15 protein-coding genes are annotated in these 15,887 nt (G+C 74.8%); 9 read left to right on the top strand and 6 right to left on the bottom strand.

Translation table 11 applies throughout. The annotated features are described in order from the left end of the window. Window positions 1-65 precede the first annotated feature (65 nt). Entirely contained in the window at window positions 66-455 is a 390-nt protein-coding gene (locus tag HNQ79_RS21805) for a hypothetical protein (protein WP_185033623.1), read from the bottom strand. A gap of 164 nt (window positions 456-619) precedes the next feature. Here HNQ79_RS21805 and HNQ79_RS21800 point away from each other — a divergent pair, with 164 nt between their 5' ends. Continuing rightward, window positions 620-1,627, top strand: a complete 1,008-nt coding sequence (locus HNQ79_RS21800; RefSeq protein WP_185033621.1) for a MarR family transcriptional regulator — start codon at window positions 620-622, stop codon at window positions 1,625-1,627. Between the two features lie 216 nt (window positions 1,628-1,843). Here the strand turns inward: HNQ79_RS21800 and HNQ79_RS21795 are convergent, their stop codons facing one another. The 3 genes from HNQ79_RS21795 to HNQ79_RS21785 all read right to left on the bottom strand — a co-directional run bounded on the left by HNQ79_RS21795 (window position 1,844) and on the right by HNQ79_RS21785 (window position 3,794). After that, entirely contained in the window at window positions 1,844-2,710 is an 867-nt protein-coding gene (locus tag HNQ79_RS21795; RefSeq protein WP_308437353.1) for a DUF72 domain-containing protein, read from the bottom strand. A gap of 72 nt (window positions 2,711-2,782) precedes the next feature. Continuing rightward, window positions 2,783-2,983 carry a CDGSH iron-sulfur domain-containing protein gene (locus HNQ79_RS21790; protein ID WP_185033733.1) on the bottom strand — a complete coding sequence of 67 codons (201 nt, stop codon included), beginning with the start codon at window positions 2,981-2,983 and terminating at the stop codon, window positions 2,783-2,785. A gap of 145 nt (window positions 2,984-3,128) precedes the next feature. Beyond that, complete coding sequence (locus tag HNQ79_RS21785; protein WP_185033619.1) at window positions 3,129-3,794, bottom strand: HemK2/MTQ2 family protein methyltransferase; 666 nt, start codon at window positions 3,792-3,794, stop codon at window positions 3,129-3,131. A gap of 113 nt (window positions 3,795-3,907) precedes the next feature. Between HNQ79_RS21785 and HNQ79_RS21780 the strand changes: the two genes are divergently transcribed. Together HNQ79_RS21780 and HNQ79_RS21775 are read left to right on the top strand one after the other, a co-directional pair. Beyond that, complete coding sequence (locus HNQ79_RS21780; RefSeq protein ID WP_229923597.1) at window positions 3,908-5,554, top strand: FAD-dependent oxidoreductase; 1,647 nt, start codon at window positions 3,908-3,910, stop codon at window positions 5,552-5,554. A 5-nt stretch (window positions 5,555-5,559) separates the two neighbouring features. Beyond that, complete coding sequence (locus HNQ79_RS21775; protein WP_185033617.1) at window positions 5,560-6,558, top strand: iron-containing redox enzyme family protein; 999 nt, start codon at window positions 5,560-5,562, stop codon at window positions 6,556-6,558. 113 nt (window positions 6,559-6,671) lie between these two features. Here the strand turns inward: HNQ79_RS21775 and HNQ79_RS21770 are convergent, their stop codons facing one another. After that, window positions 6,672-7,823 (bottom strand): MerR family transcriptional regulator, encoded by a 1,152-nt coding sequence (locus tag HNQ79_RS21770; RefSeq protein WP_185033615.1) that lies wholly within the window; start codon window positions 7,821-7,823, stop codon window positions 6,672-6,674. Window positions 7,824-8,401: 578 nt separating this feature from the next. Here HNQ79_RS21770 and HNQ79_RS21765 point away from each other — a divergent pair. Then, window positions 8,402-8,821: a CBS domain-containing protein gene (locus HNQ79_RS21765; RefSeq protein WP_185033613.1), complete on the top strand. Its 420-nt coding sequence runs from the start codon at window positions 8,402-8,404 to the stop codon at window positions 8,819-8,821. A gap of 272 nt (window positions 8,822-9,093) precedes the next feature. Here the strand turns inward: HNQ79_RS21765 and HNQ79_RS21760 are convergent, their stop codons facing one another. After that, window positions 9,094-9,285, bottom strand: a complete 192-nt coding sequence (locus HNQ79_RS21760; RefSeq protein WP_185033612.1) for a hypothetical protein — start codon at window positions 9,283-9,285, stop codon at window positions 9,094-9,096. 125 nt (window positions 9,286-9,410) lie between these two features. On the opposite strand from HNQ79_RS21760, the gene HNQ79_RS21755 reads away from it, so the two are divergent. From HNQ79_RS21755 to HNQ79_RS21735, 5 genes are all read left to right on the top strand, one after another. After that, on the top strand, window positions 9,411-9,704 hold the full coding sequence (locus HNQ79_RS21755; RefSeq protein ID WP_185033610.1) for a hypothetical protein: 294 nt from the start codon (window positions 9,411-9,413) through the stop codon (window positions 9,702-9,704). Between the two features lie 75 nt (window positions 9,705-9,779). Further along, window positions 9,780-13,544 (top strand): nSTAND1 domain-containing NTPase, encoded by a 3,765-nt coding sequence (locus tag HNQ79_RS21750; protein WP_185033608.1) that lies wholly within the window; start codon window positions 9,780-9,782, stop codon window positions 13,542-13,544. A gap of 258 nt (window positions 13,545-13,802) precedes the next feature. Next, complete coding sequence (locus HNQ79_RS21745; RefSeq protein ID WP_185033606.1) at window positions 13,803-14,699, top strand: C40 family peptidase; 897 nt, start codon at window positions 13,803-13,805, stop codon at window positions 14,697-14,699. Window positions 14,700-14,977: 278 nt separating this feature from the next. After that, the gene (locus tag HNQ79_RS21740) at window positions 14,978-15,469 is read left to right on the top strand and encodes a hypothetical protein (protein ID WP_185033604.1); all 492 of its coding nucleotides are present in this window, start codon (window positions 14,978-14,980) and stop codon (window positions 15,467-15,469) included. 101 nt (window positions 15,470-15,570) lie between these two features. Next, a complete protein-coding gene (locus tag HNQ79_RS21735) occupies window positions 15,571-15,798 on the top strand; it encodes a hypothetical protein (protein ID WP_185033602.1) in 228 nt (75 codons plus the stop codon). Window positions 15,799-15,887: the final 89 nt, after the last annotated feature.

Genomic DNA, 15,887 nt, shown 5'->3' with positions numbered 1-15,887 from the left:
CACCGCACGGGACTTCGCCCCCAGTCTCACCGGCGGTACCCCCCGGAGCCGCCGGTGAGACCGGACTAGCACCGGGCGGACAGCGGCAGGTCCGCGTACTTGTTGCCCGAGAAGTAGATCGCGCTGGCGTAGCCCCAGCGCCCGTTGCTGTTTTTCGCATATATCCACACGTTGTTGGTGGTGCCCTCGGCGGTCACCGACTCGCCGGTCCTCCAGCAACTCACCGTGTAATAGGTGTTCGCGTAGAGCTTGCCTATCAGCGTGGAGTCTCCGTGCGCCGAGACCCGGTGGTTCACGGTCTTCCAGACCTTACGGCTGTACGTGGCCTTCACCTGGGCCTGCTCCGCCACCGGTGCGGCATGTGTCTGCTGCGGGGCGGCGAGGGCCGGCGCGGCACCGACCGTGCCCAGCATTCCCACGAAGAGCATCGCCCCGGCTCCTACCGCAACTGCCATACGCGTGATGAGAGTTCGCATGCCAAATCCTCCTGCGTCATGGTTCCCGATGGTGCGGACACGCCCACCGAACTGGGCTGTCGGCCAACCATGACGGGTCTCCGGCACCCTCGGCCATGATGTTCCGGCTCACCGTAAAAGCTGAGTCCACAGGGGGGAACAAGATGCTCCGCATCCACTTCCAGGACGCCGACCTGGGCGCCGTCAGGGTCGCCGCCGCGCCGAATCCGCTCTGGGAGATCGCCACCAGCCTGCACCGCTTCCAGACCCGGGCCGGCCGCTGGGCGTACGCCGACTGGCACAGAACCGTCCGCGTCCGGCTGCGGGAGCAGGGACTCGACCGTGCCCTGCGGACCATTCTTCTGCCGCTCTTCCCCCGCGCGTCCTACTTCCCCGACTTCCTCACCCGGGGGCCGGGCGTCGAGGGTCTCGACGCGGGCCTCGACACGATCCTCGCGACCTCCGCGCGGCGGGTGTCGCGGGAGGTGGCCACGCTCGCCCGCCGGGTCGGGGCGCCCCCGTGGGCGGCGCGCCTCACCGAACTGGACGAACGCAGGGAACTCGTACGGGTGCTGCGCGCCTACCACGAGGCCGGGATCGCCCCGTACGCCGAGGGGATCCGAGCCCGTTTCGACGCCGAACGGATGTTGCGCTGCCGCGGGTTCGTGCACGACGGCGTCGACGGTCTGCTCGGCGGTGCGGGCCCGCCGATGCGCTGGGAACGGCCCGTGCTGCACGTCGATTACCCGGCGTCCCACCGGGACCTGCGGCTGGACGGGCGCGGTCTGACGCTCGTCCCCACGTACTTCTGCTGGCGCACCCCCAACAGCCTCGCCGATCCGGAGCTGCCTCCCGTGCTGTGCTATCCGGTGCTCCGGGGCGCCGACGCCCCGCCCCCGGACCCCCGGCTCGCCGACGACCCGACCGTGCCTCTGGCCGCGCTCCTGGGGCGGACCCGGGCGATGGCCCTGTGCGCGGCCGCCGACGGGGCGACGACGGGGGAGATCGCCCGGGCGGCAGGGGTCTCCGCGGCGTCCGCCAGTCGGCACGCCACGGCGCTGCGTGACGCCGGGCTCATCACCAGCAGCCGGCACGCCACATCGGTGCTGCACACCCTGACCCCCGCGGGCGCCTCGGTCCTCCGCGCGGCCTCGCGGGGGAACGCCTCGTAGCTGTGCGGGCGGGCGGGGCGGCCTCGTACTCAGCCCAGGTCGATGACGCGACGGGCCGTCGGCGAGCTGGGTGGCCATGGCCCAGCGTTGCACGTCGTGCAGGGCCTGGGACCGCGGTCGTTCCGTGGGCGGCGACGGTGACGCGCTCGTGGTTGAGCTGGTTGGTGATGAGCCGCCGGCCCTTGTTCGTGTGGCAGGAACGGGAAGGGGCGCGGGTCAGGCCTCCTCCTCGCCGAGGAGTCCGGCCATCGTCTCGGCCGCCCGCACGGAGGCCTCCGCACAGCAGTTGTTGAACAGGACGTGGACCCGGGCGGCGCGTGCCGAGAGGGTGCGGATGCGCGGCACCCAGGGGAGCAGCTCCTCCCGGGTGTAGCGGTGGCGGTAGCTGTCCTCCTTGCTGCCGGTCCCCCACTGCGGGCTGCGGCCGTGGAAGCGTACGACCGCCAGGTCCTCGGAGGTCGCCTCGGCGACGGGGGGCATCGACTGGGGGAGGTCCTGCGCGGTGTCGACGGCGACCAGCGGCATGCGGTGCTCGCGCAGGAAGGCGAGGGTTTCCGGAAGCCGTTCCGGGGCGAACCAGCCGGGATGGCGGAACTCCACGCTGATCGGCACCTCGGCGCGTCGCCCGCACTCCGCCAGGTACGCCAGTGAGCGGGCCTCCGGGCGGAACCAGGGCGAGAACTGGAACAGCACGCTGCCCAGACGGCCGGTCTCGCGCAGCGGGGCTATCCCCTCGTGGAACAGCCGCCACACCTCGTCGAGCAGGTCGGGGGTCAGGTCGCGGGGGCGTATGCGGTTTCTGCCTTGGGCCGCGTACCGCAGGTGGGCTGGGAGTGCGGAGGTGGCGGCACTGTGTCCGGTCAGCAGGGCGTACGCCTTGACGTCGAAGAGGAAGCCGTCGGGGGTGCGCTGTGCCCACAGCTTGGCGACCCGCTCGGAGGGCAGCGCGTAGAAGGTGCTGTCGGCCTCGACGACGGGGAAGCGGGTGGCGTAGTGCCGCAGGCGTCCTTCGGCCCCTCGTGCACCGGGCGGGTACCAGCCGCTGGAGACCAGGGCGGGGTCGGTCCAGGAGCACGTCCCCACGCGGATGCGGGGGTCGCCCGGGTGGCTGCGGCCGGTACTCGCGTCGTTGATGTCTCGTCCTTCCGCTCTTTGTCAGTCCGTCGCGTCCCGGGACGGCTTCCGGGTCCTGCGGCGGTGGCTGGTGTCGCACCAGGGGTAGCTCCGGCTGCGACGGCAGGTGCACACGGCGACCACGAAGCGGTCGGAGCGCGCCGTCCCGCCGTCGGGCAGAGCGACTTCGACGGGGCCCTCCACCAGCAGCGGGCCCTGCGGGTCGATGGTCACGCGGCGCACCTCCCGGCCGGTGGGGGCGGGTTCGGGCGTCGGTGCGCCGGGCGCGGGTCCGGGGACCGCGCCGGGCGTGTGCGCGTCGGGCGCGGGGCCCTGGGCGGGGCCGGGCGGGGGCGCTGCCGGTTCGGGGCCGACGGTTGCGTCGGCTTCATGCGCGTTCGGCACGGATCACCACCAGTTCTTCCTTCTGTACGCCCGGTTCGACCAGGCCTCGTTCCTCCAGCCAGCGGGCGTGCCGCCGCATGACGGGTCCGTACGGGACTATCTCCCGGTCGACGACACGGGTGCTCAGGCCGCTCTCGCGGAGCATCTCGACGGTGCGCTCGGTGCCGCAGAGCGCCGAGTGCACCACGAGCAGCACCCCGCCGGGACGCAGGGCCGCGGGCGCCCCCTCGCACAGTTCGTCGAGGACGGCCCGGCCGTCCTCACCGGCCCGCCAGGCGCGCTCGGCACCGCCGGAGGGCAGCGGGCCCGGGGTCGGCACGTACGGCGGGTTGGACAGGATCAGGTCGAAGGTGCGGCCGGGTACCGCGGACAGCAGGGAGCCGCGGACGGCCCGGACGGGGAGTCCTCGCAGCCGGGCGTTCCACCGGGCCGCGAGGACGGCTCTGCGCGACAGGTCGACGGCGGTGACGTGAGCGGCACCGTGTGCGGCTGCGGTCAGGGCGAGTGCCCCCGTGCCGGTGCAGACGTCGAGCACGACGGCGCCGGGGGTGCGAGGCTCGTCGCGGACGGCACGCGCCAGTAGGCGGGTGTCCTCCTGCGGGGCGTACACACCGGGTGGTCTCAGGAGGCGTGTTCCGTGTAGGCGCATGCGACGCGGGTACCTCGCAGAGCCCGGGGCAAAACGGCCCCCGCACCGGGTCTTGGCTCAAACGTCCCGGTCACACGCTTGGCAAGCGGCACGCACACGGCAAGGAGCAGCGGATGACGAGTGGTTCCTCGGCCCCCTGGGGGTCGTACTGGATGGAGTACCCGGATGGCGTACAGCACTCCGAGCACCCCGGCCCCCCGCATGCGGACCTGGACGCGGACACCGTCGTGGACGTCGCCGTGGTCGGCGGCGGCATCGCGGGGGTGTGCGCGGCCTGGGAGCTGGCGCGGGCCGGACGTTCGGTGCTGCTGCTGGAGGCCGACCGGATCGCCTCCGGCGTGACCGGGCACACCACCGCGAAGCTCTCCGCCCTGCACGGGCTCGCCTACCAGCGGGTCCGGAGCACCCGGGGCGCGGACGCCGCGCGGCTCTACGCCCGCTCGCAGCAGGACGCGGTGGACCGGGTGGAGTCGGTGTGCCAGGAACTGGGCATCGACTGCGACTTCGAGCGCGTCCCGGCGTACACCTACAGCGAGACCGGCGAGCAGGCGCGTGCCGTGGTCGCCGAGGCGGAGGCCGCCCGGGAGGCGGGACTCGTCGCGACGTACGTGACGGAGACCGGGCTGCCGTTCCCGGTGACCGGGGCGGTGCGGGTGGAGGACCAGGCGCAGTTCCATCCGCGCAAGTACCTGCTCGCGCTGGTCGCCGACCTGCGGCGGCGCGGCGGGCGGATCGTCGAGGGTGCCCGGGTGACCGGGCTGCACGAGGGCGAACCGTGCCGGCTGACCGTGGCGGGCGGCGGTCAGGAACAGGCGGACCGGGAGGTGCGGGCGCGTGAAGTGGTGGTGGCCACGCACTATCCCGTCTTCGACCGGTCGTTGCTCTTCACCCGGCTGAAGCCGCACCGGGAGCTGGTGGTGGCCGGGACGATTCCGGCCGAGGACGACCCGCGCGGCATGTTCCTGACGCCGGAGAATTCCACCCGTTCGGTGCGCACGGCCCCGTACGACGGCGCGCGCAGGCTCCTGATCGTGACCGGGGAGAAGTTCACGCCCGGCGAGGGCGATGTCGGGGAGCGGTACGCGCGGCTGGAGCGGTGGACGTCCGAACGCTTCCCCGGGGTGCGGTTCACGCACCGCTGGGCCGCCCAGGACAACGAGCCGACGGACGGTGTGCCCTTCGTCGGCAGGCTGCGGCCGGGGGCCCGGCACAGCTGGGTGGCGGCAGGGTTCAACGGCTGGGGCATGAGTGCCGGGGTGATGGCGGGACGGCTGCTGGCCGCCCGGATCACCGCACAGGCCGCCGGTGACGCCGGCGACGGGGAGCCGGACGAGGCCCTGGAGTGGGCGGAGCTGTACGACCCGGTGCGGCTGGCCCCGCTGCGCGAGGCGCCCGCCCTGCTGCGTACGGCGGGGGCCGCCGCCGGTCACTTCGTCGGCGACCGGCTGACGAGTCACGGCGGGGTGCGGGACATCCCGCCGGGCGGCGGCGCGGTGGTGCGCGACGGGATGCGCCACGTCGCGGTGCACCGCGACGACACGGGCGCGTTGCACGCGGTGTCCGCGCGGTGCACGCACCTGGGTTGCCTGGTCGGGTTCAACGACGCGGAACGCACCTGGGAGTGCCCGTGCCACGGCTCCCGGTTCGGGGTGGACGGGGAGGTCCTCCAGGGGCCGGCCGTGCACCCGCTGGAGTGCGTGCAGAAGTTCGGCGAGGCAGAATCGGGAACGGGGACGGGAACGGAGGGCACGGCGGAGTGACGGAGATGAATCATCGGCCCGCACTGCCCGCCGCACGGGGCGAGTTGTCCGAAGGCGTACGGTCTCTGCTGCGCGCCGGCCCCGTTCCGGTCGGGCCGCTGCTCAAGGAGGCCGCCCGGACGGACCCCTTCGGTGAGGACCTTCAGCTGGCCCTGTACATGGCGTACGAACTCCACTACCGGGGCTTCGCCGGTGTCGCCGACTCGCTGGAGTGGGACCCGGAGCTGCTGCGCCTGCGCGGCGCGATGGAGGAGGCGTTCCTCGGGGCGCTGCGCGAGGCCGACACCGGGTCCGACGACGTGACGGCCGAACTGGACGCGCTGCTGGTCGAGCCGGTCGAGGGGCACGGCATCTCGCACCGGCTGGCGGCCGACGGGACGTGGGAGCAACTGCGGGAGGTGCTGGTGCACCGCTCGCTCTACCAGCTGAAGGAGTCGGACCCGCAGGCGTGGGTGATCCCCCGTCTAGAGGGCCAGGCGAAGGCGTCCCTGGTGGCGGTCGAGTACGACGAGTTCGGAGCCGGCCGGGGCGACCGGGTGCACGCCAAGCTGTTCGCCGACCTGATGGCGGGTGCGGGTCTGGACACCCGGTACGGCCACTACCTCGACGCGGTGCCGGCGGCCACGCTCGCCCCGGTGAACCTGATGTCGCTGTGCGGCCTGCACCGGGCCCTGCGCGGCGCGGCCGTGGGATTCTTCGCCGCCCTGGAGATCACCTCGCCGCCGGGTGCCCGCCGGATGGCACGGGCACTGGAACGGTTCGACGCCGGCGAGCAGTGCACGCGCTTCTACACCGAGCACATCGAGGCGGACGCCGTGCACGAGCAGGTGATGCGCCACGACGTGATAGGCGATCTCCTGACGCGCGAGCCGGAGCTGGCGCCGGACGTGGCGTTCGGTATCCGGTCGATCGGGCTGCTGGAGGACCGCTGGGAGCGCCAGGTGCTGGCGGCGTGGGACGCGGGCCGCAGCTCCCTGCGGGGGGCAGGGCCGGGGGGCGCGTGAGCGGAGACGCGTGAGCGGGCCCCGGTGGAAGTGCCGACGGGGGCATGTGAGCGGGGGCACGCGCCCCGCACCGCCGGGGCGGCAGGTGCGGGGCGCGTGACCGTGCGGGGGGCTCAGGCGTACGGCGCCGCTTCGACGAGGCGGATCGCCCCCGCCAGGTCGCGCGGCCTGTGCACGCCCTCGAACGGGGCGGTGCGGGCCCACCCCGGGCCCGCGGCCAGCACCATCGGCTGGGTGCGGGCGCCGCGGATGCCCTGTGACGTGGAGCGCACCAGGCCGATCACCGAGCGGTCGGCCGTGGGCCGGGTCTGGGACCACAGCACGACGGCGCGCGGCCCGGTCCGCCGGATGGCTTCGGACAGCGCACCCAGTGGGACGGCGGCGCCGAACATCCGGGTCGGCAGGCCCCGTTCCGAGAGGGCCGCGGTGAGCGACTCCAGAGCGAGGGTGTGCATCTCGCCCGGCAGGCAGGCCAGCAGGACGGGCCGCTCGTCGTCGCCGGAGTCCTTGGCGGCGCCGCTCCGGCGCAGGGCGGTGGAGATGTGCCAGGAGAGCAGGTGCTCGGCCTCGACGTACCGTTCGCCCGCCGCGTCCCCGGAGTTCGCCCAGGTGCGGCCGATGGCGCGCAGGGCGGGCGCCATCGCCTCGTGCCAGCTGCCGACGAGGCCATGGGTGTGGACCGCGTCCGCGAGCAGCTGGTCGAGGGTCGGCGAGTCCAGGCGTACGGCCGCGTTGCGCAGCCCCCGCACCGTACGGGCCGGGACTCCCGCGTCCGGGGAGGTGCGCGGACCGGGCACCGGCAGTGCCCGCGTTCCGGGCGGCGGGGTCGTGCGGACCGCCGGGTGCGCAGCCGTCGGCGCCGGTCGGGCGGGCGGCGGCGTGCCGGGGTCCGTGTCCCCGCCGGGGTCTCTGGCCAGCCGGGCCGCGTCGGCCGGGGGAACCCCGCGGGCGGTCAGGGCGCACATGCGTTCCAGGAGTGCCACGTCGTCGGCGGTCCAGCGCCGGTGTCTGCCGTCGTCGCGGACGGCCGGGCCGATGCCGTAGCGGCGGTCCCAGGAACGCAGGGTGGTGGGGGCCACCCCCAGCCGTCGGGCGACGGCCCCGGTGGTCAGGCCCGCCGTTCCGGCGCCCGCGGCGGCCCGGTACCGTCCGGAGAGCTGCTGCGCACCGTCCGGCCGTCGGTCCCGCACCCCGCCCGCGGAGCTGCTCCCGCGGTGCCGTCCGTCCTCTTCCGCGCCCCGGGGGCCCGTCGGATTCCCGTTCATGCGCCGACGATACGACGCACGAACGACGCGGGTTGCCGGGTTTGCCCAACTGCCACGAAGGTGGTCCACGCAGGAACGGCGACAGGTGTACGAGCCCGCCCTCCTCCACCACCGGCGTGTGGCGGGGGCGCGGGCGCGCACGGAGGGACCGGGCCCCGGCCACGGAACCTCACCTGGTGCACATGGCGTCACGGACGGATGATCGGCCGCCCGTGACGCCGTCCCAGAACCGGACGCCCGGTCCATTTTCGGCTCCCCCGGGCCGGGCGCCCCGGACTCGCTCTCCTTGGACCGCGGACGGGCGCTCCCCCCGCTGCCCGTCCCGCAGGCCCGGGGAGGCCGGTGCTTGTGCCGCGGCGGCCCGGACCCCGCCGCCGTCGGCCGAAGGCTCGCGCGAGCGGGCCCGACCGCAACCCGGCCCTCCCCGGGCACAAGGGCTTCCGTCCAGGCACCTCGGCCCTCACCCGTACGACGGCTTGCGGTCGCCGTCGACGCGGACCGCGGACAGCATGACGGTGGCTGCACCCGTCGCAACCGGCCGACACCCCGGCCCGCATCCGTCGACTCCGGAGGACCGCATGAGCACCGTCCGTGACCTGATGACCCCCGACGTCCGTTCGATTCCCGCGTCCGAGACCCTCGATCGGGCCGCTCAGCTGATGCGCGAGCACCACATCGGCGCGCTGCCGGTGCGGGGTGCCGACGGCTCGCTGACCGGCATCGTCACCGACCGCGACATCATCGTGAAGTGTGTCGCCGCAGGGCACGACCCGGCGAAGACGACCGCGGGGGAACTGGCGGAGGGCGACCCCGTGTCGGTCGACGTGTCCGCCGACTCCGACGAGGCCGTACGCGTGATGAGCGACGCGCGCATCCGCCGGCTGCTGGTGCTGGACGGCGGCGAGCCGGTCGGCATGGTGACCGAGGCGGATCTGGCCCGTGCGCTGCCCTCGGACCAGCTCGTGGCCTTCGTCAGCGCGGTCTACGCGGGCCGCTGAGCATCGCTCCGGGTACGACGGCCGAGGCGCCGTCGGCCCAGGGCGGTCGGATGGCGTGCGGTGCGGGACGCCTCTCGCGGGTACGGCGCACCGCCTCTCGCTTACGGGCGCCCCTTCGCTTCCCCCGTACCTGTGCGCCGCCCGGACCGGCCCCTGCGACCGCTCACCGCTCCCGTACCTGCCGCATCGCACGTGTGCCCCGCCCTGATCGACAACCGGGCGGGGCACCTGTGCGTTTCCGCGCCGCGCGGGAGGGCGGGCGGCCGGTGGGGTCAGGGCAGTTGCGACTCGATCGCCGCCCGCCCTTCCTGGTCCAGCCGTTTGCGCGCCCACTCCAGGTTCTCCGGTGTGAGGTCGCGGCCGGAGGCGAGAACCAGGTCCTCGGGGGTCGCGTCGTCGCTGCCGCCGCTGTGCAGCCGGCTGTCGGGGGTCACTTCGGACGGGTCGGGTCCCTGCTCGCTCATGCGTCTCCTCGCTTCGTCCTGGGGTGGCACACGTTCTGGTCCTGTCTCGATTCTTGTGCCCGCGTCCGGGTACCGCACCTTCGGCCCGGGATGCGTTCCCCCCGCGAGTGCGGCAGCGTGTGGTCATGAGCGACACGCGTGACGACAGCGACCTGCCCGAGGACGACGGCGTCCTCGACGCGCAGGACACGTTGATCAGCGATCACCTCGACTACGACCCGCTCCACTCCGGCATCGTCCCGCCGGACCACTGGTCGCCGGCCGAGTACTTCGGCACGACGGCCCAGGAGGCCCGGCGCGGCGAGTCCCTGGACCAGCTGCTCGCCGAGGAGGAGCCGGAGCCGGAGCAGCCTGCCGGGGACGAGGTGGGCGAGGAGTACGCCGACGAGCTGGACCTGGACTCCACGGACGATCTGTAAACAGCGTTCGCGAGTTCAGGTGAACGTGTCCGGCTCCGGCGGGAATGCCCCTGTCCGGGCGGTACGGTGCCGGGCATGAACGGGGCACCGGACGCACGACCCCTCGGGGAACCCGACAAAACCAGCCGGCCCTGTGCGTTCGGGGCCGAGTTGCGGCGGCTGCGGAACGAGCGCGGCATGTCGCTCACCGCACTGGCCCGGGCCATCCACTACAGCAAGGGCTACCTCAGCAAGATCGAGAACGGTGGGAAGCCACCGACGCCGGATGTGGCGCGCCGCTGCGACGAGGTGCTGGACGCGGGCGGCGCCCTGCGGCGGCTGGTGCCGGAGGTCCCCGCGTCGCGCCGGCCGCATCCTCTGCCGTCACCCGAAGGGGGTGGCCCCTACCGGGGGCTGGCGAGTTTCGGGCCGCAGGACGAACGGTGGTTCTTCGGCCGGGAGCGGGCCACCGCCGATCTGCTGCGCCGGCTCGCGGAACGCGCGGACACAGGGCCGGTCGTCCTGGTGGCGCCGTCCGGCGCCGGGAAGTCGTCCCTGCTCAGGGCCGGCCTGCTGCCCGCACTGCGGCGCGGCGAGCTGAACGTCGCGGGCTCGCGCGACTGGTCGACCGCCCTGTGCACGCCGACGGCGCACCCGTTCAGGGAACTGCTGCGCTGCCTGGCCGAGGCGCTCGGCACGGAACCGGGGCACACCCCCGGTGAAGTGGCGTCCGATCCCGCGCTGTTGGCGGCGCTGGTACGGCGGCGGCCGGAGGGTCCGGCGGGCCCTTCGTCCGACGGCCGCCGGCTGGTGCTCCTCGTCGACCAGTTCGAAGAGGTCTTCACGCTGTGCGCGGACCCGGCCGAGCGCCGGGCGTATGTCACCGCCCTGTGCGCACTCGCCGTGCCCGGCGGGCCCGTCGTGGTGGTGCTCGGCGTACGGGCCGACTTCACCGGCCGCTGCCTCGAACTTCCATCACTGGCAGAGGTGTTCACGCACGGACTGTTCGCACTGGGGCCGATGGGTGAGGCGGAGGTGCGTCAGGCGGTCGTCCGCCCCGCCGAGCGGGCCGGACTGTCCCTGGAACCCGGACTCGTCGAGATCCTGCTGCGCGACCTCGGCCCGGGCCCCTCCGCCGCCGGCTCCTCCGGCGCGCTCCCGCTGCTGGCACACGCGTTGCTCGTCACCTGGCAGCAGCGCACCGGCAACACCCTCACGGTCGCCGGGTACGAGGCGACGGGCGGCATCCACGGAGCGGTCGCCCGCACCGCCGAGGACGTGTTCAACCGGCTGCTCCGGGGGCAGCGCGACCTGGCCCGGCGGATACTGGTCCGCCTGGTCCACCTCGGCGAGGACGCCACCGAGTCCCGGCGGCGGGCCGCCCGCGAGGAGCTGCTCGGCCGGCTCCCCGACCGGAGCGGGGCGTCGGCGGCGTTGGACGCCTTCGTCCGGGCCCGGCTGCTGACGGTCGACCGGGACGCCGTGGAGATCAGCCACGAGGCGCTGCTGCGGGCCTGGCCCCGGCTGCGCGAGTGGATCGACGCCGACCGGGCCGGGCTGCTGGCCCGCCAGCAGCTCGCCGCGTCGGCCGCCGAGTGGACACGGGCGGACCGCGACCCGGCGCTGCTGCACCGCGGTTCCCGGCTGCGCGCCGTCGCCGCGTGGGTGGACGAGCGGGACAGCAGGGCCGAACTCGGTCCCACCGAGGTCGAGTTCATCGAGGCGGCGCGGGCCGAGGAGCGGTCCCGGGCGCGCACCGAGCGGCGCCGGGTGCGCGCCCGGCGGGGCCTGCTCGCCACGCTCGCCGGGCTGCTGGTGCTCGCTGTCGGGGCGGGCGCCCTGGCGTTCCAGCAACGGGGTCGCGCCTACCAGGAACGCCGTACGGCGCAGTCCCAGGCGATGGCGGTACGGGCGGGGGCGCTCGCCGCGGGACGGCCGGAGGCGTCGATGCGGCTGGCCGTGGCGGCGTACCGCACCGCCCCCACCGTCGAGGCGCGCGGTGCACTGCTCAGCACCCAGGCGCAGTACTTCGCGGGCCGGCTCACCGAGCACACCGGGCCGGTGAACACCGTGGCGTTCAGTCCGGACGGTCTGACCCTGGCCTCGGCGGGCAACGACGGCGCGGTGCGGCTGTGGGGCGGCACGGGACACCGGCAGGCACTGGCCACGCTGACCGGGCACGGCGGGCAGGTGCTGGGGGTGGCGTTCAGCCCGGACGGACAGCGCCTCGCGTCGGCGGGCGCGGACGGCACCGTACGGCTGTGGCGGGTGACGAACCACCAGGACGCGGAGGTGCTGCTGGGGCACGGAGGGCCGGTGCGGTCGGTGGCGTTCGCGCCGGACGGACGGAGCGTGGCGTCGGGCGGCGCGGACCGCACGGTGCGGGTGTGGGACGTGGCGCGCCGGGCGGAGCGGACGGCTCTGAGGGGGCACGCCGACGCGGTGACGGCGGTGGCGTACTCCCCCGACGGGAAGCGGGTCGCCTCGGCGGGCGCGGACCGGACGGTACGGCTGTGGGACGCGACGGACGGGTCTGCCGGGGCCTTCGCCGTGGTGCTGCGCGGGCACAGCGACGGGGTCCTCGGCGTCGCCTGGTCGCCCGACGGGCGTCAGGTGGCCTCCGGCGGCGCGGACCGGACCGTACGGCTGTGGGACGCCCGCCGCGGCAGGGAGCGCGCGGAACCGGCCCTCCTCACCGGGCACAGCGACGACGTCAACGCCGTCGCGTACCTCCCGGACGGTTCGACCGTGGTCAGCACGGGGGGCGAGGGCACGGCACGGCTGTGGGACGTGGCGAGCCACCGCATCGTCACCACGTTGTCGGGTCATACGGACTACGTGCTGGGCGTCGCTGTCGGGGGCGGCCCGGACGGTTCGGTGCTGGCGACGGCGGGCTTCGACCGGACGGTGGTCCGCTGGGACCTGGGGCGCTCGACGCTGACGGCGCGTCCGTTCGCCGAGTCGTGGCAGCCGGCGTTCTCGCCGGACGGGCGGTGGCTGGCTTCCGCGAGCGCGGACCGCACGGTGCGGCTGTGGGACGCGCGGGCGCACCGTGCCGCCGGGGTGCTCCGGGGCCACGGGGGGTCGGTCTTCGGCGTCGCCTGGTCGCCGGACGGGCGGCGGCTCGCCTCGGGCGGCGCGGACCGCACGGTGCGGGTGTTCGACACCCGTACGCATCGCGTCGTCGAGGAACTCCCGGGGCACAAGGGTTCGGTGCTGGGGGTCGCCTGGTCGCCGGACGGCCGGTGGATCGCGTCGGCGAGCACCGACCGTACGGTACGGGTCTGGGACGCCCGCACGTTGCGTCCGGCTGCCACCCTCACCGGCCACCGGGACTTCGCCAACGCGCTCGCCTTCAGTCCGGACGGGTCCACCGTCGCGTGCGGCGGAGACGATCTGACGGTACGGCTCTGGAGCGTCCCCGGGTGGCGGCCGCTGGGCGCGCTGCACGGGCACACCGGCTCGGTGCGGGCGGTCGCGTTCGCCGGGGACGGGCGGACCCTGGCGAGCGGCGGCAACGACGGGACGGTACGCCTCTGGGACACCGCCGCCCGCACCCGGTCGGCGGCGCTCCCGGGCCACAACGGCGCGGTGCGCGCGGTCGCCTTCGCCCCCGGCGGACAGCACGTGCTCGCCAGCAGCGGCAGCGACGGAAGCGTGCGCCTGTGGGACGCCGCCCGGGGGCTGCCGACGGCGACGCTGGGCGGGCACGGCGGGGCGGTCTGGGGCATCGCCTTCGACCGGCGTACCGGCACTCTCGCGAGCAGCAGCAACGACGGCACCGTCCGGCTCTGGGACACCGACGAGGGACGGCGTGAGGCGGCGGTGTGCGCCCTGGTGGGCTGTCCCGAGCCTTCGTAGCAGCGGTGGCGTCGGTTGGGATGCCTTGAGGGGTCGGGCCGGCCGTGGTGCGCGGCGGCGGGCGTCGCGCCGGACTGTTTCCCCGGGCGTTTCCCGTTTCCCGTCGCCCGGGAGACAGCCGGAGTCTCGACACCCGCCGCACGCCCGCTCCAGGCTCGAACCGGCAGGACGCTCCACCGGCGCCCGGCGGACGCACCGTCGGCACGTGCCCGTCCTCGCCGTCCACGCACACTTCCGCATCGAACGGGGAACCCACTCATGCAGCACACCAGCCGTCTCCGGCGCAGGGCATCGAGCGCCGCCGTCGCCACCGCAGGGATCCTGGCCCTGTCCGCGGCCGGACCACTGGCCTCCGCCACCGCGGACGCGACCGGCACGCGGGCCACGCGGCTGGCCGGCGCCGCCGCTGCCGCGTGCGACGTCCTGGCACCCGGAGCCTCCGCCACGGCGCAGAAGGCGGTGCGGGCCGCATGCACGCAGCTCGGCGTCTGGTACTCGTGGGGCGGCGGTCACGGACCGCAGCCCGGCCCCACGTACGGCCAGGTCGACCCGACCGACCCGGACAGCTCCCAGGACCCGTACCGCAAAGGATTCGACTGCTCGGGATTCGTACGGTGGGCCTACGCCCAGGCCACCGGCCGGGACATCCTCAACGGCAACGCGCACAGCCAGTACCACTCCAGCCGGGTGAGCACGCGCTTCACCGCCGCGCAGGGCCTGGCCCCGCTCGTGCCCGGGGACCTGGTGGTGTGGGGCAACGCGCGAAAGATCCACCACATCGCGGTCTACCTCGGCGACGGAAAGATGGTCGAGGCCAAGGAGTCGGGCACCAGGATCATGGTCAGCGACGTGCGGCTGGGCGGCGACTTCTTCGGAGCGGTGCGCATCGACACGGAACCGGGTCAGGGCAAGGACCACAGCACTTGGGGCACCGGCGTGTGGACGCACTCCGAGGCGTCGACGACGAGCGCCAGGGTGCACAGGTTCGCCGGACCGACGCCGGTCCGCATCCAGTGCCAGAAGCGCGCCCAGCGGGTGACGGCCGAGGGCATCACCAACGACGCCTGGTCCTACCTCCCGGACCACAAGTCGTGGATCACGAACATCTACATCAAGGGTCCGGCCTGGCTGGAGGGAGTCCCGACCTGCCCGTAGGCGGGTCGCGGCCCGGCAGAGCACACCCGCCGCGCGCCGGACCACCGTCCCGTCCCCGCTCGGGGCCGCCGTCCCTGCCGAGGGGCCCCGAGCGCGCCGGCGCACGTCCGGTGCGCGCCGTTCACCGGGTCGGCCGCACAGCCGCTCGTCGGCATACGGGCGTTCCTCTCCGCTTTGCCGTGCGAACCGCTCGCCGTCCGCCATCCGGCCTACCTCGACCGGGCGAATTGTCCCCCCGCCGGGCTGCACCCCCCGCCCGGCCGGGGCACCTGTGCCCCATGTCCGCCGCGCCCCGCCCCCGACTCCGTCATCGGAAGGTCCTGTGGCGTGCGCTCGTCGCGCTGTTGACGTGCGCCGCCGTTCTCGCGCTGCCGACGGGGGGCGGCCCGGGCGGCCTCGCCGATGCGGGGGCCGGGAACGGGGCGTCGTCGTCCGGCGCGTCGGAACAGGGCGGAGCACTCGGACTCCCGGGCGGCTCCGGGACCGCCGGGTTCCCCGGGACGGCCGGGCTCCACGGGGCCGCCGGGCTTCCCGGTGCCTCCGGTGAGGGCGAAGCGGTGCCGGACGGGTCCGTCGACACCGAACTCCGGCCACAGGCGGGCAGTGCGCGCCGTCCCTCCGTGGCTCCGTCCTGGCCGCGGCACCGTCCACCCGCCGTCGTCACCGGGGCCCGTCCGGTGCGTCTCCCGCAGGCCGGGGCGCCCGCCGGTACCGCACCGGCCCGGGGCCCCGCCCCGTACGTGGTGCGCTGCGCGGTCCTGCGCTGCTGAAAGGTCCCGTACCGGCGCGTCCGCATCCGCCGGTGCACCGCGTCCGCCTGCCCACCCCGGTGCGCGCAGGGCCTTTCCGTATCGCAAAGGATGTTCCCGCCATGCCCATCGACCCCTTCCTCGCCCTGAACGCGATGATCCGCGCCGAAGCCGCCCGCTCCGCGGAGCCGGTCCCCGGCGCCGAGGCCGCCGTCCCGCGCGGGAAGCCGCGCAAGGCCGACCGCCCCGCCCCGGACTCCGAGCCGCGGGACCGCGCCCTGGCCCGCTCCCGCGGCGGCGACCGGGAGACGCGGCGGCCCGACCACGACGACGGTCACCGCAAGAGCTGAGCCACGGCGGACGGGCCGGACGCGGCGTCACGGCCCGCCCGGCCCTCCCCCGCTCGCGTCACCCCACGGGCCGCGGCGGGGCCGCCGGG

Source organism: Streptomyces candidus, from assembly GCF_014207445.1.
Taxonomy (GTDB): domain Bacteria; phylum Actinomycetota; class Actinomycetes; order Streptomycetales; family Streptomycetaceae; genus Streptomyces; species Streptomyces candidus.
The sequence above is the reverse complement of the archived record's forward strand: the minus strand, read 5'-3'. Positions and strand labels throughout refer to the sequence as shown.